An 18,075-nucleotide genomic window follows, 5' to 3' on the forward strand; every position below is an offset into this window, starting at 1 on the left:
GGTGTCGGACCAACGGCTCCGCACAATGCGCTTCCCTACGGATAATGAATTTCTATCTAGCGATCACGTAACGAAATTAATCCCAAGTTGGCGGAAAAGTCTTTGTTTGGCGCCATGTGAATCGCTGCTGTTTTTGTACTGCGCCAATAACTTTTATTGAGCGCACCACAAGGTACAGCGAGATTTTCATTGACACCCATGCTCACCATCTTGTCGGTAACGTCAAAAACTGTTCCAATAGCCGCCAATTGAAAAAACCACGCACTGGAAATAATTTTGTTTACTAAACTTAATTTTTCTACCACCTCGATATCTAAAACCATGAATATAGAATTTGCTAAAGTTGAACATTCTTTAAGGCTTTCAGAAATAGTTTTATTGGCAAGCGAAGAGCTTCGTGAAATTGACTTTAATGAAGAAGGCTGGAATCGCTTTGTTACTTCAAATACGCCAAGTGAATTTGAAACCAGACTAAGAAAACCTGAGTTCTCTATTTTTTGTTGCGTAGAGTCAAATTTTGTAATTGGCTTCCTATCTATCAAAGACAATGAAAAAATAGATCAACTGTTTGTAGTCCCTGAAGCTAGAAATAGAGGGGTTGCTTCTTCTCTTTGGCAATGCGCAAAGAAAAAAGCTAATGAAAATGGTGCTTCCGGTATGTTTTGGGTAAGATCTTCAAGTGCGGCTATTTCTGTATATCAAAAATTTGGCTTTTTATGCGAGGGTGAACGCCAAAGTTTTGGTGGCATAAATTTCCAGCTAATGCGTTTAGAAGCAAATAATCACATAGGGTAAGGAGCGTTATTAGTTCCCCCTCAACACAATACACAATACCCTGCGTGCCGCCCCGCAACACCTGCACATGGCTCCGCAGAGGGCGAGCTCCGGATGTTGAATTTCAATCAAACTATCGCTGTGGCATTACACATAAAAAAGGGCCGCAGTGCGGCCCATTTTTGGTGTGTTCGTTTATAGGTTTTGCTTACCGCCTGACCATCTTAAACGCTGCCATTAGATCATTTTAAATGCTAAACATCTTGATCGATAAACTTGAGCCCAACACCGCTGGGCTCTACCCGCACCACTTCCATTTCCAACACGGGGGCATCATCCATTAGGCCTTGTACTTGGCCTGACAAATGCGTGCCTATGGGGGGGATTTGTGACTGATCGAGCACCACGAACACGCCGCCATCGGATATGTCGCGGGTTTTTACCAGCAACTCACCAATAGACTCATGCTTGATTTTAATCTGGCATGCGAAGGGTGTGCGGGTGAAACGGCGTTTATCTGAAGTCACATAACTCTCCTGAGATGTATAGATTGTGCGTGCTCGGCACGATTATTTATCGCTTACTTCTGCCCTATCAACCTTTTGGAAACCGCGCGGCAATTTATTTCCACGCCTGCCGCGCTCACCGCGATAGTGTTCCAAATCACTCATTTTAAGTGTGATATGACGCTTGCCTGAGTAGAGCGTAAGCATCTGGTCTGGATTGAGTATATTCAAAGATACGAGAAATTCCTCCCTTGTTTGTACGCGAGCGGAGGGAATGTTCATAATCTTGTTACCTTTACCGCGCGCCAGCTCGGGTAATTCCGTGACGGGGAACACCAATAAGCGGCCATCGTTGCTCACTGCGGCGAGTAAGGCTAGCTCAGGATTCGTAATTACTTGCGGGGGCAAGACTAAAGCGCCTTCGGGCAAGGTGAGCAGCGCTTTACCGGCTTTATTCTTGCTCGCCAAGTCTTCTAGGCGCGCCACAAAGCCGTAGCCTGCATCAGAGGCCAGAAGCAGACGCTCTGCGCCACTGCCCATGAGCGCGCCTTCAAAGGTCGCGCCGCTGGGCGGGCTGATGCGACCACTTAGGGGTTCGCCCTGCCCGCGCGCCGAAGGTAGGTTGTGGGCGGTAATCGAATAGCTTCGGCCGGTGGAGTCGAGCAGTATCACCAGCTGGTTGCTCTTGCCCTGCAGGGCAAACTTAAAGCTGTCGCCCGCCTTATAACTTAAGCCTGTTGGGTCAAGGTCATGGCCTTTACCGGCGCGAATCCAGCCCTTGTCAGAGATAACAACAGTTATAGGATCAACACTGAGCAATTCTGTTTCAGTTAAGGCTTGAGCTTCAGCACGCTGAACAATGGGCGAGCGACGGTCATCGCCAAAGGCTTCTGCCACTTGCAGCAATTCTTTGCGCACCAGATTTTTTAACTTCACTGCTGATTCGAGGATTTTCATCAAACCATCGCGCTCTTTTTCCAGCGCGGTTTTCTCCTCCAGAATTTTCATTTCTTCCAAGCGCGCTAACTGGCGCAGCTTGGTGTCGAGAATATATTCCGCCTGCATTTCAACAAGGTTGAAACGCTCCATCAACACAGGTTTTGGGTTTTCTTCTTCGCGGATGATGCGAATGACTTCATCGACGTTCAGAAACACGACCATCAATGCCGCTAAACGCAGCAAGCGCTCTTCCACTTTTTCTAAACGATATTGCAAGCGACGCCGCGTGGTGTCGGTTCTAAAGCGCAACCATTCACTGAGAATGGTATTGAGTGCTTTTACCGCAGGGCGACCATCGGTGCCGATCATGTTCATGTTGACGCGGTAGCTGCGCTCAAGATCGGTTGTGGCGAATAGATGCTGCATGACTTGCTCTAAATCAACTCGATTAGAGCGGGGAATAATTAATAAACGCGTGGGGTTTTCGTGATCTGACTCATCGCGTAAATCGGCGACCATGGGCAGTTTTTTTGCCTGCATCTGCGCGGCAATTTGCTCTAGAATTTTCGCGCCGCTCACCTGATGCGGCAGCGCGGTAATAATAATATCGCCCGAGTCTTCATCTTTTTGCCAGACGGCGCGCATACGCACTGAGCCGCGGCCGGTTTCATAAATTTTTAGCAGATCTTCGCGCGAAGAAATAATTTCAGCATCGGTGGGCATGTCCGGCCCTTTGATATGTTCGCACAGCTCTGCGACTGTCGCTTGCGGGTTGTCGAGCATATGCACACAGGCATTTACCACTTCGCGCAAATTATGCGGAGGAATATCCGTCGCCATGCCCACAGCAATACCGGTAGTGCCGTTGAGCAGCACATTAGGTACGCGCGCAGGCAGCACGATCGGCTCATCTAAGGTGCCGTCAAAGTTGGGCTGCCAATCAACGGTGCCCTGACCTAACTCTTCCAATAACACTTCAGAATATTTGGTGAGGCGCGATTCGGTGTAACGCATGGCCGCGAAAGATTTGGGGTCATCGGGTGAACCCCAGTTGCCCTGCCCATCCACCAAGGTGTAGCGATAGGAGAAAGGCTGCGCCATTAACACCATGGCTTCGTAAGAGGCAGAGTCACCGTGCGGGTGAAACTTACCGATCACATCGCCCACGGTGCGCGCTGACTTTTTAAATTTGGCGGTAGACTTGAGGCCCAACTCACTCATGGCGTAGACAATACGACGCTGCACCGGTTTTAAACCATCGCCTATGTGCGGCAGGGCGCGGTCCAAAATCACGTACATGGAGTAGTCGAGATAGGCTTTTTCAGAATAATCTTTGAGCGCTATGCGCTCGTCGGCATCGGCGAGAATTATAGGGTCACTCATTTAACGTCCTAATTGCACAACAGATATAGGGTTAGCGGCTGGGCACAAGGCCCGCCTAACGAACAGATTTTCGCGCACCTTTTCCGAGAGGAATTACACCTTTCTCGTCTACGCGCAGCGAGGGTAGCCATGCACTGTAATCCAGTTTCGCACTGAAATTGTAGCGCACGCTGTCCTGCATGCCCTGGTTGCCAAAATGCTCTAACAGCTTTAAGAGCTGCAGTACATTGGCAGTTACCACTAGGGTCACAGGGGTTTCCTGATAGGACTTTAACACTGGCAACTGATCACTAACACCACTTAGTACATCAAAATTCTCAATACCAATGGTGTAAGCGATGCCGCGCAAGGACAAATCGCGATCATTAGGGTTGGCGATTAACAGCGTTACTTGGATGGGCTGTGTAAACCCCTGAGCAGGCAATAACTGTAACCCCGCGACCTTGACCTTGGGCTGCTCCAGCTTGGGCTGTAGCGCGGCGCAGCTCGCCAACAGCAGGCAGCAGCCGATGAAAAATAAGTGCGCACTGCGCGCAGCTAGGTTATTGGTCCATGTTGTCATGTTGCTGATCCTCATTGGGGGGAATGACTGACGCGAGTGCGCCCTCATCTTTTGTGCAAATTTTGTTACTAGCGAATCTGCTTGCTAACAAACTCTTGTATTTCGCAAGCCGCTCTTTTAGTTACGAAATTATCATTTTTAAGCGACGCTATTTTCTTCGCAGCGCTATTTTGTGAACTGTTTGGATGGAAAGAGCTAGCGCTTATGCTCTAATCCAGCTTCTTGTTGCGGCCCCGCCAATATAATGTGATGCACATTCATAGCACTTGATTGATCACAACATGAGCCTGGAATGCTCAACCGCACATCAACTTCAGCATCTAATAATAAAATAATATGCCAAATCTTCCGCCGAAAACCCACATTAATCAGCGTGAACTCCACAGCTGTCATGAAATCGCGTTTAAGACGCGCACCGATTCTCAGTTTTTACAGCTGATGCGCCTCTGTATCGACTTCGATTTTGCTGTGCTAAAACTGCAAGCTAAGGCTTATAGTCACCTCACGCGCAAATTTGTTCCTTTAGCGCCAGAATATCTACTCGCCACGCGCATGCCGAGTGCGCACCCTTGGGGTGATACAGAGTGGTATGCAGTAACGCCTGGCCATCATTCACTCAAAGAACTCGATGATTACGCGGCAAACCATCAAATTGATATTTTGCACGATCACTTATTTGGCGCAGAGGATACAACACAGAATTACTTTTTAATGGAAGGGACTTAACGCGGATTGCGTCAACCCAAGTAACCAGCACAAACAAATAAGGGGCTATGCATAGCAGCAGCCCCTTAGTGTATTGATTGCGGTGAGCGCTTTCGAACTAAACGATTATTCGCCCATCTCGTCATCAAACTCTGACAGCAAATCAACAGGCTCTATCTCATCACCTTCTAATTCTGCATTCCAGTTCACGCCTACCAGTACCACATCTTCGTGTAACCCAGGCAACCACTCTTCCACAAATTCCAGCAGCTCAATCGCTACTGGTTTGTAAGCAGCCCAGTCGTCTTGGCAGTGCGCCTGCGCAAACACTTCTTGCGACCAAAAGGGCATTACATCAACTTCTTCGTATTCTTCTGACGCGCTCAATGCCCAGCCATCCGCGCCCTGCAAACCCCATACGCAACCAGTGGAAATAGCCTCCACCACAAAGCGGTCGAGATTTTCGGCAAAGTCTTCACCCAGAGGCTCTACGCTCAAGGGCTCAGCACTGTTATCGGGCGTGTCTGTATTGTGTGTGGTGTCATTCATGGGGGATGTGCCTCTTATAAAATCAATTGTGCGCTCTGCGCTTTCAACCAAGCACGCCGTGCCTTGCAGTCGGGGCATACACTTTCGACCAGCGCCCAAAAATTCGCGCTGTGATTGGGGTGACGCAAATGGCTCACTTCGTGGGCGACAAGATAGTCGACTATGGCCTCTGGAGCTAGCAGTATCTGCCAATTGTACTGAATAGCACCGCGACTCGTGCAATGGCCCCATTTTGAGCGAGTGGCTTTAACGCTCACCTGCTCACAGCGCAAGCTCATAGCCGCGCAGAGCGCATGGGTTTTAGCCGTGAGAATCTGTAAGGCCTGCTGTTGATACCAGCGCGCCACCAAGAGCTGAATTTGTGTGGCCTCGGGCATTTTTGCACGCTGCGAGATGATGACGTGGAGCTGCTGATCAACGCGCTGAATCGCGGCACTTGGCCCCTTGCCCAGCACCAAGGTCAGGTGCTCGCCCATAAAGGGCAACACGGCCCCCGCGTGCCATGCGCGCGCCTCCGGTGGCACCGCGGCTTGCTCCTGATGCGCAGCTTGCTCGCTTAGCTTACGCCTAACCCAAGCCGCCTTAGTGCGTAAAAAATCCAGCAAGAGGCTTTCGTTCACCCCCAAGGGCGCACGTATAACCACCTGCGCGCGACGAATTTCAATCGCCACGCTGCGCCGCCGCGCCGAGCGTGCTATTTCAAAGGGAAAACCCAGCTCTTGCGCCAAGGTTGCGGGTGTTGCGCTTTGCACACGCAGCTCTTTAGCCATAATTTTTATCGGCCACAAAAGGATTGGTTTGCCGCTCGTGACCAAAGGTCGACATGGGGCCATGACCAGGCACAAAGCGCACTTCATCACCCAAGGGCAAAACCTTGGTGCGAATTGCGTTAATAAGGTCAGCGTGATTACCGCGCGGGAAATCTGTGCGCCCTATAGAACCCTTAAACAACACATCACCCACCAGCGCCAGTTGCGCTTCAGAATCATAAAAAATGACATGGCCAGGGGTGTGACCGGGGCAGTGATAGACCTGCAATTCCGACTTCCCCACAGAGACTCTATCGCCATCCTGTAGAAACTGATCGGGGGTAAAGTTTTCCACGGGGCTAAAGCCCATCATCTGCGCCTGCTGAGGCAAGATTGAGATCCAAAACATATCGTCACGGTGCGGCCCAATCACCGGCAGCTCCAAACGCGCAACCAAAGCCGCCGTACCCCCCACATGATCCAAATGGCCATGGGTGAGCAGGATTTTAACCAACTTAAGCTCGCGCTCTGCCACTGCCGCCAATAACAGCTCTATGTCGCCACCGGGGTCGACCAACGCTGCTTCACGGGTTTCATCGCACCACAGCAAGCTGCAATTTTGTTGGTAATGGGTAACGGGAATAATATGAAATTGAAGCACGGGAATACCTCTCGCCATTGATCGGCGCAAGATACCACAGACACATGCAAGCCTTAAGGCAAAGTTGTTAAATGCGTTAGCGATACTGTGAAAGTGGAGAAAGACTTTGCGTGGACTGAGAAAGATGATGATGCATTGGAAAGAGAAAAATGCACCCTAGGACGGCAGGAGGCAGACAACACGCGCAAAACACCAGACGCAAGAACTGTGGCGATATTGGCTTGCTATTCTAAGGTTTCACTATGCCTATCAAGCTCGGCTTGCTTAGCCTGCAAATATTTTTTGTGCTGTAAATGTTCTCGCAGTGCAAAACCAACCGACAATACGCAGGCCAGCGTTACCAGAAGGCACAAACCAAACAACAAAAGCAGCTTACTGCTGTAACCAATATAGGCAAAAAATCCAGCAAAAAAACCGACAAACAACTCGGTTATTATGGCTTCGAAACCGAAGGTTGCCGAGAGTTTGATGTCCTTTGATGCAAAGTGATTAATTTTCATATGGCCACCCTAAAACCCCCAGCGGCGACAGCCGCTCAATTGAAGTTGCGATAGGCGCCTTGTTGAAGCAGCTATCCATCCGTCACAACACATGCCTTTCCATCTCGACGCATGCCGGTCCATTACTTACACAAGCCATCCGCCATAAAGAAAGGAACAAACCCAATCCTACAGGCCATATCAGCACCGATCAATGCATTATTTTACTCACGCAGCACGCGCACACAAAACGCGTAAACAGCAAGGTCTGCTCCACTTTTTCTTGCCCACCGTGACTGCGCGCAAATTCGACCAGCGCCTGATAGGTAATCTGCAAATGCCGCTGCGCCAAGTCGGCAACTTCAGTGTGCGGGTGATGCAGCAATATATAAATCCGCTGCTGCGCTTCGCAAAGATACGCCAAAGCCCGTTCCGGCGCGCCATCTTGAATTAATAAGTCAGCAAGGTTGTGATAGGTAACAACCAATGCAGCCATGTGATTATCACAACGTTCGCGGTTCCAATCTGCATGGTTATAGCCGCGGTGCGGTACGTAGGTTAGTGTCGCCATTTCCGCACAGATATTATAGAGCGCCGCCTCATAGCTCGCGCGTGCGCAGGCAATATCACCGCGCGCATAGGCTTGATTGCCAAGTCCAATACAGTTTTTCCAAGCGCTCAAGCCTTGCGCTATAGCTGCATTATTTTCACCTAGAACCTTAGGGTTGCCTTGCATCAATTGAACCTCATGCTATTGATAATTTCACTGCGATCAAATCGTAAAGTGATTAAAAAAAGCGTCCCTGCATCAAAATAATGTCCCTCTTTTAAAACATCATCTTTAATTGCTAGTAGCTCCTTAGTCAAAGCAAGGCCATTTACGCAGTCTACTTTTTACGGCTTATTAAATTCCGCTCGAATAAACTGCTTTTTTAAAAAAATGTTCAACCCAATGACCTTTTGTTTTTTGTTGTGCAATTTAGCTCGGTCACAAGCCCCCAAGCAGCATGCCCCGGCAACACTTCTGCCGAGAGAATTTTCAACCCGATTGAGTCTAGGCGTGTAAGTAGGCTATGAAGACCTCCGCCCAGCACGCGTCCAAACCAACGCTTCATACCATTCGGGGCCGCACTAATATCAAACACGAGCCTAATGCACGGCGATGAGTCAAATGCTTTACACGCGTTGAGCTGTGCAAGTAAACATGCCAACAAGCGTTCAATTTTGCGCTCACTCACACCAGCCAATACCGCTTCAAGGGTGATAATTATGGGTTCGTGCGGCAACCAATTAACTTGCGCCAACCAATCATCCTGTAAAAAGTTAGCGCTAATGAGTTGGTAATTATCAATCGCAGGCATAACGCCCGATTTCAGCGCTATGACCGACGGCAGATCTACATCTACCCAGCGAAAGCACGGCCAATCCGCCTGCTGGCTTAGGCGATGAAAACGCGTGCTAAGACCTGCACCTAAATCAATACAAAGTCCCTTAGGATGCTGCGCAAAAAAATCGCTACAGCGGCGATCAAACCATTGGCTGCGCTGCAAATAATCACGCTCCCAGCGGGGGCTTTGATGCTCACCGCGATTCACACGCAACAGCTGCGCGAGAAATTTTGCCGCTTGATCCTGCACCCCCGTTGCCGACCAAGGCTGGCGTACACGCGCATTCAAAGCCCAGCAGAGTTCGCGCGGCAGAGCCGCGAGCGACATGCTCATAGCCCACTCACTTGCAGACGCGCACTCATAGCGGGATCTTCTTGCAACAGCTGCAACCCAAGAGAGAATGCATAGCTGCTAAGGTAGACACGCGGATTGCCTATCAGCGGCAATATATCCGCCTCCTCTAGCCGCCGTTGCGTTTCATCACTTAACCGCTCCGCAAAGGCAATGGAGCCAAACCGCTGCGCTAGGAACACCAAAAGCTCTGCGCGATAATCTTCAAAACGGGTCACCTGTGCCACCGCACCTAATACCGCCATAACCGACTCCTTATGTTTGATTGCGAGAACCTAAGGGCTGCACCTATGCACAACCACAAGTGATAATTATTATCATTTGATATAAAATGTCAACAAGTTTGGCAATTGATTTTCAGTGAGCATCAAGGGAAACCGCTCAAATACGCCTAACGCGATTGATTACGCAGCAGCTTGAAGGGTAAAAAAAGAAAGGAAATGCCGGAAGAAAACACAAAAGAAGAGACTAAAACTTAGCTCGAGGATTCATCTATACAAGGAGGAAATACGCACACAAGCGCAGCTAGGCCGCGCTTCAATAAACTTAATAACGGCAATAGGGTACTACTTTTTAGACGCAGCCTGTTCACCACAGGATCCACGCACAACAAGTTTCGCTGGCAACAGTCGCGATTCAGGCTTCTCCCCCGCCACCATCATCAGTAGATTTTCGACCAACAACTCTCCGGCCAGCAGTGTATTTTGCTGCACGGTGGTTAAGGGTGGATGGGTGTAGGACGCCATAGGAATATCATCGAAGCCGAGCACCGCGACATCGCGCGGAATCTCAAGTCCCGCTTCCTCAAGCGCCTTCATAGCACCTATAGCAATGAGATCACTTGCACCAAAAATGGCATCAAAGGGCAAGCGCCGCTGCAACAGACTTAAAGTCGCCTTGTAGCCCTCTTCTTCCGACGTCTCAGCGGCAACTTGCAACTGTGGATTTACTGCTATACCGGCTTCCCCCAAGGCTTTGCAAAAACCGCGATAGCGATCGCCAAATTCAGGGCTGTGCTCAGATACATCGCCAAGAAAGGCAATGTTTTTGTAACCTAAACTCAATAAATGCTGCGCGCCAACGTAAGCACTGTTGAAATTATCGCAGCCGATAGAAACCCCTGGCTGCCCTTCAAGTACCGGCCCCCAGGTAATGAAGTGCGCTCCGACTTCGGTGAGATAGGTGAGCTTTTTAACAAAGCTCTCATAGTCACCGTAACCGAGGAAAATAATACCGTCAGCGCGATTGGCATCCTCGTAATCGGCATGCCAATCTTCGCTAAATTGCTGAAAAGAAATCAACAAATCGTAACCGCGGCTTGCCGTTGCACGGGTAATACTACCGAGCATAGACAGGAAAAAAGGGTTAATTAAGGATTCGCCCGTCCCGTGATCTTCGCAGAGTAACAGTGCAATCGTTTTACTCTCTTGCGAGCGCAAACTACTGGCATTTTTATCGACTTTATAATTCAGCTCTTTGGCAATTTGCTGAACCTTTAAGCGAGTTTCTTCATTCACCAGTGGACTATTGCGCAGCGCACGCGACACCGTAGATTGAGAAACCCCCGCGCGATAGGCTATATCAAATGACGTTGGTTTTAAGTCTTTCAAGGGCGAAGTGCCTCGCGGCGATAGTATTAAGTGAATTATTGAGTCGCTTGATTCTTTAATGCAGCGGTCGCAAACGATTGTTGCTTCAGCTGTCGCAACTCGTCGTGCAACGAGCTGACCCAACGCTTAAATACCTTACGCCAAGCCAGCATCTGCCCCATCTTATTGTTGCCATCCATTTGCATGTTTAAATTCCCAAAGCTCGCATTATTGGCATTCACTTCCATGGTGTCTTCAATAACGCCCACCAGCTCTCCCGTTTTAGCATTGGCGAGAACCGCACGAATAGTGATGTCGCCAATACCTGAAAAGCCAGAGCTGGTACCTACACTGTCCAAACCGGCCTGTTTATAAGGCTTGCTAAAAGGCATGAATTTAATCAGGCTAAATTCCATCGCCAGTACATTTTCTGCACCTCGATTAGTTGGCTTAAAACCATCGCGCTCTTTAAATATTTTTAACGCAAAATCATCAAATTGCTGGCAAATAGTATCCATATCATCCCAATTAGAGCTATTCCAGCTTTTCGCAAGAGACTTATCTGCCGCTGTCGATATTTTCAATTTATCAAATTGAACAGCAAAGATGATCACCTTATCAAAACCGCCAAATACGGCGGGGTCCTTCACTACAAAACGGTCAAAATGGCTGCCCTGTACTTGCAGTAGATCTGATTCAGGCACGGGTGCAATTGCTAAATTCGCTTTGGAACCATTGCCAGCGCAGGCGGCCAACAATGCACTCAGCACTAATAATAAAATGCTTTTCATAGGAAGTCCTTTAAGGTAAAAAAGCGAGATTAGCATAATCTAATACGAAAAATTCACCCACAAACACCTTTTGGAAGCCTATAGATGGCTTAATCTTAGGATCTCTATGGGGAAAAAGCAGCCTAGAACAATTAAATCGCTGCCCAAATGACTGTGCAGTATCAGTCAAATAAACGATTTTCTTATTGCATGGACCAGACACCCCTCCTAAATTTAAACTCAATAAAGCCTGCGCAAGAATCTATAATTTACATCTAATCAGGTAATATGCCGCGAGTAGAGTGATCATAAAAATAACATAAGGGATCTTTGGCTCGAGAGGGCACCCTGCCTTGATCCATTGTATTAACGACAGTAGTAAGCAAAAACCCTAAGCGAATGACTGCAGCTTCTCCATGGCAATAAGAAATGGCAACCTATACCAATTAAGCAAGGCAAGCTATGCAGTATTTAATGGAACAGCTCAATCTGGCGATCGAATATTCTCGCCGCTATAACCTCGCTCAACCAACAATCTCAGTATTAGTGAAGTTACTATGACATATGCCAGAAAGACATCTTCTCTAACACTGACATGCCACAGCGTGTTAGTAACGCTATTGATAGCCATGTGTTTGGCCTCGAGTACGCTTAGCGCTAATCAAGACGACGCTCCCCATTCAACAATCATCGATATTCGTTACCCCACCTTCAATATAGACATTCTTCCTCGAATCAATGAGTATCGTTTTAACTTACTTAAGCTTGCAATGGATAAAAGTGGGCGCAGCTACAAAATAACATCCGTACCCGTCAATTTTTTAAGTGGCCACCGAAGCCAAAAATACCTTGAAGACAATCAATTTAATCTTTACTGGCTAAACACCACTAAAGAGCGCGAATCAAAACTCATCCCCATTCGCGTTCCGCTACTAAAAGGATTAATTGGCTGGCGCCTATTGCTCATTAATCCCGCCAGTGAACAAAAATTTATAGCCATTCAACAAGCGGAAGATTTGCGCGCACTTGTAGCAACGCAAGGGCATGACTGGCCTGATGTGGCGGTATTTAAGTACAATCAATTACCCTTAATTACCTCCGCCAATAGAAACAGCCTGTTTAAAATGCTGAAAATGGGCAGAGTAGACTATCTCCCTCGCTCAATTCTCGAGATTTATTACGATAAAAACAATCATGCCGGTATGAATTTTGAAATTGAATCAACACTCGCACTACACTATCCCGCTGCCAATTATTTTTTTACCAACAAACAGCATCCAGAGATAGCCGAAGCCCTACAGTTTGGTCTACACAGAGCTATAGCCGACGGTAGCTTTGAAGAACTGTTTTTGACATACTTTGCTGAAGATATAAAGAAAGCAGCACTGGATAAACGCAGAGTTATTGAACTTAAAAATCCCGATCTGGTGGTACCCAATAATCCGCAATACTGGTACTACCCTGCCACAAAAAACGATGTGGAAATTGATTTGAACAATAACGAATATTCACAAGATACACTTCAGCAACACCATAGGGATTAAAGTAATTTTTAGTTAGAAAAATTCTAACATCATGCCTGTAAATACATACCGAGAAGAATATGCTTTACTTCCCATCAATAAATCTATTTAACCAGGTGATGTAAAAAGCAAAAAAAACCACTCGCGAGAGTGGTTTTTAACGGCAACATATCTGCAGCACCTAAGTCACGAAAATGCACCAGCACTGGCCTTAGCGGGAATAAGCGTCGCAACACAACCTGTAGCCGCGGTGTATTCGGCCTCAACTGCCGCCATCAACTGCGGAATCACAATAGCTGGCGCTACGGCCACTACACAGCCACCAAAGCCACCACCGGTCATACGTGCGCCCGCTTTGCCTGCGCCTGCCAGCTGTAAAATATCAACCAACTTATCAATCGCAGGCGTGGTGATATTAAAGTCATCGCGCATGGAAGCGTGCGACTCGGCCATAGCTTTTATTAGGTGTGCCATATCGCCGTCACTGAGCGCTTCTGCCGCTTGCAGTGTACGAATATTTTCCGTGAGCACATGACGCGCACGGCGAAAACTCAAGCTATCTAAATCACCTTCTGCCGCCAACAGCTGCGCCAAGCTAACATCACGCAAGGAGCTTTTGCCAAAAAACGCCGCGGCTGCTTCGCACTGCTGGCGACGCAAATTGTATTCACTTTCTACTAAACCGCGCTTAACGCCGCTGTGCACAATTAAAATTTCCCAGTCGGCAGGAATAGTCACAGTGCGCGTACTTAAATCGGCGCAATCAATTAAAAGCGCACTGGAAACTTGCCCGCGTGCTGAAATCAATTGATCCATAATGCCGCAGTTACAACCGACAAAATTATTTTCTGCCGCCTGCCCAACCAGCGCTGCCGTCGTAGGGTCAATAGCTTCACTACTTAACGCGGTTAACGCACGCACTACCGCAACTTCCAAAGATGCTGAACTGCTCAAGCCCGCCCCCGCCGGAACATTGCCGGTAATATACAGATCGCCACCAGCAAGCTGATAACCCCGCGCCTTTAATTCTTGTACTACACCGCGCACATAGTTAGACCATGGCGCAGTGTTATCTGACTGCATAGGTACATCCATATCGAACTGCACCACCTGCTCGTCAAAATCACGCGCAGTAACGCGCAAGCTGCGATCAGTGCGCGTACTGGCGGCAATCCAGGTGTTGTAATTAATGGCGGCGGGCAATACAAAACCGCCGTTGTAATCGGTGTGTTCACCGATGAGGTTGACGCGCCCAGGTGCTTGCACGACAAGCTCAGGCGCTTGACCATAGGCCGCTGCGAAAAATGTGTGTAGCTGTTGGATATTTAGAGCGCTCACAGGTTTTCCTCAGCAGTCACTTTTGGGTTCAAACGAAAATGTATAGGGCTTTGTTCGCGCAAGCGCGCGGCAGCCTGTTCCGGTGACAAATCGCGCTGGGGCTCCGCTAACATTTCATAACCCACCATAAATTTCTTCACACTGGCACTGCGCAACAAGGGCGGGAAAAAATGTGCATGTAATTGCCAATGTTCAACACCGCTCGTGGTGCCAACCGCTGTGTTGTCTGACTCGAACGGCGCGCCGTGCCAGCCCATAGAATAGGGGAATGAGCACTCGAATAAGTTGTCGTAGCGCGCGGTAATATCACGCAAAATATCGCCTAAACTTTTCTGCTCTGCCGCGGTTAAATCAGTGATGCGCGCGCGCGCCGCTTTAGGCAACAAGAGTGTTTCAAATGGCCATGCAGCCCAAAAGGGGACCACCACAACCCAGTCAGCATTTTCCACTACCACACGCTCTGCGGCAGCGATTTCTTTATGCGCATAATCCAGCAGCAACGATTTACCCTGCTGTGAAAAAAAATCGCGCTGACTATCCGCCTCCTTTTGCACCAAACTCGGCACTTGTGTTTGCGCCCAAATTTGGCCGTGAGGATGTGGATTAGAGCAGCCCATGACCGCGCCTTTATTTTCAAAAATTTGCACCGATGCATAGCGCTTGCCCAGCTCCACCGCCTCGCTCATCCAGGTATTAATAACCGCGGCAATTTCCGCATCGCTTAACAGCGGCATGGTTTTACTGTGATCAGGCGAAAAACAAATCACGCGGCTTTCGCCCTGCTCAGCTTGAATTTGAAACAGTGGATCGACCGACACAGGTGCTGCAGGCACCTGTGGCATAAGCGCGGCAAAATCGTTAGTGAATACAAATGTTTCGGGATAAGCTGGATTTAATTCTCCGCCAATACGTTTATTGCCGGGGCAGAGAAAACACTTGGGATCATGCTCGGGGCTCTCGGGCCACTGATTGAGTTCTTGCTGGCCCTGCCAGGGGCGCTTAGTGCGATGAGGGGAGATTAACAGCCACTCAGATGTCAGCGGATTAAAGCGGCGATGTGTATGCTCATCTACCGAAAATTCCTCAAGAGGAGAGTTGCCAAGGAGCGAGCTATCTAGCGACATAGAATCAAACCACTTCAGATATTATTTATATGATAATTAAATTATCTACAATTTCTCCACGCAGGTCAACCACAAGTGCGGAATAAGGCGGGGCTTTTAAGAACTTTACAATGACAGGGTAGAAATAACTCAACGCAAAAAAATAATGACCAGACTCATCGCAACAGCAAAAACATTTTCTTGCGTATCAGCTAGAGCGCTTTAACCGAGTTGCGCTCCACCAGTTCCGGCATAAATAAATGCGTTTGGCTGTGGGCACCGGCGCTGTCGGTACTCAGCTTAATCGCCAGCTCAGCGGCGTAGGTACCCATTTCTTCAATAGGATAATTCATGGTGGTAAGGAGTGGGCGACAACTGCGACTGATATAAAGATTATCAAACCCTACCACGGATACCGACTCAGGCACTGCAATACCTGCATCCTGCAAACGATTCATAGCGCCTACCGCCATCAAGTCGTTATAGGCAATAACTGCCGTAAATTTCACGCCGCGGTCCAGCAACATTTGCACCGCATCTTCGCCGCCTTTGGTATTGGCCGTCGATTCTGCTAACAAGTCTTCATTGAACTTCAGGCCGGCATCGCGCATGGTTTTTTTGACGCCCTGAGTACGCAATTCAGGATCGCTATTTTGATAAACACTGGTGATGATGGCGATATCCCTGTGGCCCTTATCAATCAAGTAGCGGGTAATTTCTTGCGCACCCGCGAGGTTATCTAACCACACGCAGCGGTGCGCCAATTTGGGGATAAATCGATTGATTAACACCAAACCGGGAATTTTTTTGGCCAAATCAATGAGCGTTTTTTCATCTGAATATTCACTGTGTAGCACAATGGCATCGCAACTGTGTTCGCGCAGCGACTCTATTGCTTCCAACTCCGTTTTGGTTTCGTAGAGTGAATTACTCATGAGTAATTTGTAATTATTCTTACGCGCAGCAATTTCAGCGCCGGCGGCCAAACAGCCAAAAAACGCCATGGATAAACGTGGCGTTACGACGCCCAGTGTAGTGCTCGTTTTACTGACCAACGCGCGCGCATTGGAGTTGGGGCGGTAACCCAACTCTTCAATGATTTTTTTTACGCGTGCACGGCAATCATCGCCCACTTGCCCGCCGCCATGCACCACACGCGATACTGTCGCGGTGGAAACACCCGCTACGCGCGCTACATCTTTAATCGTTACCATGAATCAGCCTTAAGCACTTTCGTTTGCAAATTGATAATTAGCGGGCCGCGCTTGCCAACGCATAACCAAATAGATCGCCAGTAGGCTAAACGCCACAGTGCCCAGCGCTAAGATAATGCGCATTAATTGCAGTGTACTCTGCGCTTGCGCGCCACCGAGGGCCGCATCAAAACCTATAGCAGACAGAGTAAAGCCGCTGATCATGAGCACACAAACACCGCTCAAACTTAACACCCAACCGTAAATAGACGCATATATGCCCGAGCGACTAGCTTGCGCACTAAGCCCCTCATTGTGCGCTAAATCGGCGATCATAGAGGGAATTATAATGACCATAGCGCTCCAAACTGTGCCGCATAATATCGCATCCAGCATGATCCACAAACCTATATCCGGCACAAACAAAAACCACTTTGCACAGCCGCCCAGAGCGTTAATCCCATAGATAAAAAGCAGCGCTTGCAACCGCCCCCTGCGCTTCACCAAATATAGAATGAATGGTACCGAGAGCATGCTGACCAAGGCATAAGCCGTAGAGAGTACACCTTTAGAAATTGCACCCGCTACTATATCGCCCGCACTCACAAAATAGACGAGCAAGTAATAATCCATCGTTGCCGCATAGGCTGCTCCTCCCATTTGCAGCAGCGTTAGCGTGAGAATAAATACCATGGCGCGATTGCTGAGCGTGGTTTTTACTGCACATACAAAAGTAGGTGATTGCACAGAGGTTTTAGTTTCAGCAGCGTTTAACGCAGGTGACTTTAATTCAGGAGCCTTTAATTCGGGAGCCTTTAATTCAGCAGCCTTAAATTCAAGTGCTTTTAATTCAGATATTTGAAATCCAGCGGCTTCGCGCAAATTAAACACTGGCAGCAAACCCATGATTAAAAACACACTTAAACCTAACAGCCAGCCGACGCCCTGCACCCCCAAGACCACACCGCCGATCAAGGCAACCGCAGACAAGGGATAAAGCCATTGATAGCAGAGCGAACCAAGCTTCACAAAATAGGTAGTGAACCCCATTAAGCGCGTGCGCTCATGGGAACTGGGCGAACTTTCATAGACCAAACTGTTGAGTGAAATGGAGTAGATAACACTTGCCAATTGAAACACCAAACTCAACCCACCAAAATACACCAGCAGTGCGCCGTGCGCCCAGTGTGCGGGTGGCATCCACAAGAGACCATAACTTAAGGCAGTAAACACAGAAGCGAAAAACATAAAGGGGCGACGACGACCAAAGCGCGACTGAAATTTATCGGCCCAGTGACCAAACCAAACGCCAAAGCAACTGGCCAACAATAATGGCAGCGCCATTAACAGCCCCAATAAACCGGGGTTAACACCCAATGTCATTTGATAATGAGGAATCGCCAAAATGGGAATTGCTTGGCCTAAAAAAAACACTGTGAAATAACCGCAGCCCAGCGCTAACTTTTGCTTAAGACCAATCGCGTGTTGAGTTGGATTATGCATGCTCGTGTGC

20 protein-coding genes are annotated in these 18,075 nt (G+C 48.5%); 3 read left to right on the plus strand and 17 right to left on the minus strand.

The window, feature by feature from the left end; genetic code table 11:
* Nucleotides 1-56: 56 nt before the first annotated feature.
* A complete protein-coding gene (locus AC0KUT_RS17185) occupies nucleotides 57-323 on the minus strand; it encodes a hypothetical protein (RefSeq protein WP_488831635.1) in 267 nt (88 codons plus the stop codon).
* On the opposite strand from AC0KUT_RS17185, the gene AC0KUT_RS17190 reads away from it, so the two are divergent.
* A complete protein-coding gene (locus tag AC0KUT_RS17190; RefSeq protein WP_488831636.1) occupies nucleotides 322-795 on the plus strand; it encodes a GNAT family N-acetyltransferase in 474 nt (157 codons plus the stop codon). The two genes, AC0KUT_RS17185 and AC0KUT_RS17190, sit on opposite strands and share 2 nt — an antisense overlap.
* 233 nt (nucleotides 796-1,028) lie before the next feature.
* On the opposite strand, the gene AC0KUT_RS17195 is transcribed toward AC0KUT_RS17190, so the two are convergent.
* Genes AC0KUT_RS17195 through AC0KUT_RS17205 form a run of 3 tightly spaced genes read right to left on the minus strand, consistent with a single transcriptional unit; the run spans nucleotide 1,029 to nucleotide 4,164 of the window.
* The gene (locus AC0KUT_RS17195) at nucleotides 1,029-1,301 is read right to left on the minus strand and encodes a PilZ domain-containing protein (RefSeq protein WP_488831637.1); all 273 of its coding nucleotides are present in this window, start codon (nucleotides 1,299-1,301) and stop codon (nucleotides 1,029-1,031) included.
* Between the two features lie 42 nt (nucleotides 1,302-1,343).
* Entirely contained in the window at nucleotides 1,344-3,602 is a 2,259-nt protein-coding gene (gene parC / locus AC0KUT_RS17200) for a DNA topoisomerase IV subunit A (RefSeq protein ID WP_488831638.1), read from the minus strand.
* A gap of 55 nt (nucleotides 3,603-3,657) precedes the next feature.
* Complete coding sequence (locus AC0KUT_RS17205) at nucleotides 3,658-4,164, minus strand: LEA/WHy family protein (RefSeq protein WP_488831639.1); 507 nt, start codon at nucleotides 4,162-4,164, stop codon at nucleotides 3,658-3,660.
* A gap of 336 nt (nucleotides 4,165-4,500) precedes the next feature.
* Between AC0KUT_RS17205 and AC0KUT_RS17210 the strand changes: the two genes are divergently transcribed.
* Nucleotides 4,501-4,890 carry a hypothetical protein gene (locus AC0KUT_RS17210; protein WP_488831640.1) on the plus strand — a complete coding sequence of 130 codons (390 nt, stop codon included), beginning with the start codon at nucleotides 4,501-4,503 and terminating at the stop codon, nucleotides 4,888-4,890.
* A gap of 105 nt (nucleotides 4,891-4,995) precedes the next feature.
* Here AC0KUT_RS17210 and AC0KUT_RS17215 read toward each other — a convergent pair whose 3' ends face one another.
* The 9 genes from AC0KUT_RS17215 to AC0KUT_RS17255 all read right to left on the minus strand — a co-directional run bounded on the left by AC0KUT_RS17215 (nucleotide 4,996) and on the right by AC0KUT_RS17255 (nucleotide 11,426).
* Nucleotides 4,996-5,418 (minus strand): DUF2750 domain-containing protein, encoded by a 423-nt coding sequence (locus tag AC0KUT_RS17215; protein ID WP_488831641.1) that lies wholly within the window; start codon nucleotides 5,416-5,418, stop codon nucleotides 4,996-4,998.
* 14 nt (nucleotides 5,419-5,432) lie between these two features.
* Complete coding sequence (locus AC0KUT_RS17220; RefSeq protein ID WP_488831642.1) at nucleotides 5,433-6,188, minus strand: M48 family metallopeptidase; 756 nt, start codon at nucleotides 6,186-6,188, stop codon at nucleotides 5,433-5,435.
* A complete protein-coding gene (locus tag AC0KUT_RS17225; RefSeq protein WP_488831643.1) occupies nucleotides 6,181-6,828 on the minus strand; it encodes an MBL fold metallo-hydrolase in 648 nt (215 codons plus the stop codon). Before AC0KUT_RS17225 ends, AC0KUT_RS17220 begins: the two co-directional genes overlap by 8 nt.
* Nucleotides 6,829-7,052: 224 nt before the next feature.
* Nucleotides 7,053-7,328 (minus strand): hypothetical protein, encoded by a 276-nt coding sequence (locus tag AC0KUT_RS17230; RefSeq protein ID WP_488831644.1) that lies wholly within the window; start codon nucleotides 7,326-7,328, stop codon nucleotides 7,053-7,055.
* 190 nt (nucleotides 7,329-7,518) lie between these two features.
* Nucleotides 7,519-8,043 carry a DUF2753 family protein gene (locus AC0KUT_RS17235; protein WP_488831645.1) on the minus strand — a complete coding sequence of 175 codons (525 nt, stop codon included), beginning with the start codon at nucleotides 8,041-8,043 and terminating at the stop codon, nucleotides 7,519-7,521.
* Nucleotides 8,044-8,251: 208 nt separating this feature from the next.
* Nucleotides 8,252-9,028 carry a class I SAM-dependent methyltransferase gene (locus AC0KUT_RS17240; protein ID WP_488831646.1) on the minus strand — a complete coding sequence of 259 codons (777 nt, stop codon included), beginning with the start codon at nucleotides 9,026-9,028 and terminating at the stop codon, nucleotides 8,252-8,254.
* Complete coding sequence (locus AC0KUT_RS17245; protein ID WP_488831647.1) at nucleotides 9,025-9,291, minus strand: hypothetical protein; 267 nt, start codon at nucleotides 9,289-9,291, stop codon at nucleotides 9,025-9,027. The genes AC0KUT_RS17240 and AC0KUT_RS17245 overlap by 4 nt, the downstream gene beginning before the upstream one ends.
* A gap of 321 nt (nucleotides 9,292-9,612) precedes the next feature.
* On the minus strand, nucleotides 9,613-10,656 hold the full coding sequence (locus AC0KUT_RS17250; RefSeq protein WP_488831648.1) for a LacI family DNA-binding transcriptional regulator: 1,044 nt from the start codon (nucleotides 10,654-10,656) through the stop codon (nucleotides 9,613-9,615).
* A 35-nt stretch (nucleotides 10,657-10,691) separates the two neighbouring features.
* Nucleotides 10,692-11,426, minus strand: a complete 735-nt coding sequence (locus AC0KUT_RS17255) for a hypothetical protein (RefSeq protein ID WP_488831649.1) — start codon at nucleotides 11,424-11,426, stop codon at nucleotides 10,692-10,694.
* A gap of 536 nt (nucleotides 11,427-11,962) precedes the next feature.
* On the opposite strand from AC0KUT_RS17255, the gene AC0KUT_RS17260 reads away from it, so the two are divergent.
* Nucleotides 11,963-12,949, plus strand: coding sequence for a diguanylate cyclase (locus AC0KUT_RS17260; protein ID WP_488831650.1), 987 nt, complete (start codon nucleotides 11,963-11,965; stop codon nucleotides 12,947-12,949).
* Between the two features lie 165 nt (nucleotides 12,950-13,114).
* On the opposite strand, the gene galK is transcribed toward AC0KUT_RS17260, so the two are convergent.
* The 4 genes from galK to AC0KUT_RS17280 form a co-directional block, all read right to left on the minus strand.
* Nucleotides 13,115-14,266: a galactokinase gene (gene galK / locus AC0KUT_RS17265; protein WP_488831651.1), complete on the minus strand. Its 1,152-nt coding sequence runs from the start codon at nucleotides 14,264-14,266 to the stop codon at nucleotides 13,115-13,117.
* Nucleotides 14,263-15,390 (minus strand): UDP-glucose--hexose-1-phosphate uridylyltransferase, encoded by a 1,128-nt coding sequence (locus tag AC0KUT_RS17270; protein WP_488831652.1) that lies wholly within the window; start codon nucleotides 15,388-15,390, stop codon nucleotides 14,263-14,265. Before AC0KUT_RS17270 ends, galK begins: the two co-directional genes overlap by 4 nt.
* A 191-nt stretch (nucleotides 15,391-15,581) precedes the next feature.
* Complete coding sequence (locus AC0KUT_RS17275) at nucleotides 15,582-16,583, minus strand: LacI family DNA-binding transcriptional regulator (protein WP_488831653.1); 1,002 nt, start codon at nucleotides 16,581-16,583, stop codon at nucleotides 15,582-15,584.
* A gap of 9 nt (nucleotides 16,584-16,592) precedes the next feature.
* Nucleotides 16,593-18,065, minus strand: a complete 1,473-nt coding sequence (locus AC0KUT_RS17280) for an MFS transporter (protein ID WP_488831654.1) — start codon at nucleotides 18,063-18,065, stop codon at nucleotides 16,593-16,595.
* Nucleotides 18,066-18,075 lie beyond the last annotated feature (10 nt).

The organism is Cellvibrio sp. 25HG11W-0 (assembly GCF_057815475.1).

What these genes read in the sequence shown, in the direction of transcription:
- AC0KUT_RS17190 (WP_488831636.1), top strand. Translation starts at nt 322, where the DNA reads ATGAATATAGAATTTGCTAAAGTTGAACATTCTTTAAGGCTTTCAGAA.
- AC0KUT_RS17185 (WP_488831635.1), bottom strand. Translation starts at nt 323, where the DNA reads ATGGTTTTAGATATCGAGGTGGTAGAAAAATTAAGTTTAGTAAACAAA.
- parC (WP_488831638.1), bottom strand. Translation starts at nt 3,602, where the DNA reads ATGAGTGACCCTATAATTCTCGCCGATGCCGACGAGCGCATAGCGCTC.
- AC0KUT_RS17205 (WP_488831639.1), bottom strand. Translation starts at nt 4,164, where the DNA reads ATGACAACATGGACCAATAACCTAGCTGCGCGCAGTGCGCACTTATTT.
- AC0KUT_RS17210 (WP_488831640.1), top strand. Translation starts at nt 4,501, where the DNA reads ATGCCAAATCTTCCGCCGAAAACCCACATTAATCAGCGTGAACTCCAC.
- AC0KUT_RS17215 (WP_488831641.1), bottom strand. Translation starts at nt 5,418, where the DNA reads ATGAATGACACCACACACAATACAGACACGCCCGATAACAGTGCTGAG.
- AC0KUT_RS17220 (WP_488831642.1), bottom strand. Translation starts at nt 6,188, where the DNA reads ATGGCTAAAGAGCTGCGTGTGCAAAGCGCAACACCCGCAACCTTGGCG.
- AC0KUT_RS17230 (WP_488831644.1), bottom strand. Translation starts at nt 7,328, where the DNA reads ATGAAAATTAATCACTTTGCATCAAAGGACATCAAACTCTCGGCAACC.
- AC0KUT_RS17235 (WP_488831645.1), bottom strand. Translation starts at nt 8,043, where the DNA reads ATGCAAGGCAACCCTAAGGTTCTAGGTGAAAATAATGCAGCTATAGCG.
- AC0KUT_RS17240 (WP_488831646.1), bottom strand. Translation starts at nt 9,028, where the DNA reads ATGAGCATGTCGCTCGCGGCTCTGCCGCGCGAACTCTGCTGGGCTTTG.
- AC0KUT_RS17245 (WP_488831647.1), bottom strand. Translation starts at nt 9,291, where the DNA reads ATGGCGGTATTAGGTGCGGTGGCACAGGTGACCCGTTTTGAAGATTAT.
- AC0KUT_RS17255 (WP_488831649.1), bottom strand. Translation starts at nt 11,426, where the DNA reads ATGAAAAGCATTTTATTATTAGTGCTGAGTGCATTGTTGGCCGCCTGC.
- AC0KUT_RS17260 (WP_488831650.1), top strand. Translation starts at nt 11,963, where the DNA reads ATGACATATGCCAGAAAGACATCTTCTCTAACACTGACATGCCACAGC.
- AC0KUT_RS17270 (WP_488831652.1), bottom strand. Translation starts at nt 15,390, where the DNA reads ATGTCGCTAGATAGCTCGCTCCTTGGCAACTCTCCTCTTGAGGAATTT.
- AC0KUT_RS17275 (WP_488831653.1), bottom strand. Translation starts at nt 16,583, where the DNA reads ATGGTAACGATTAAAGATGTAGCGCGCGTAGCGGGTGTTTCCACCGCG.
- AC0KUT_RS17280 (WP_488831654.1), bottom strand. Translation starts at nt 18,065, where the DNA reads ATGCATAATCCAACTCAACACGCGATTGGTCTTAAGCAAAAGTTAGCG.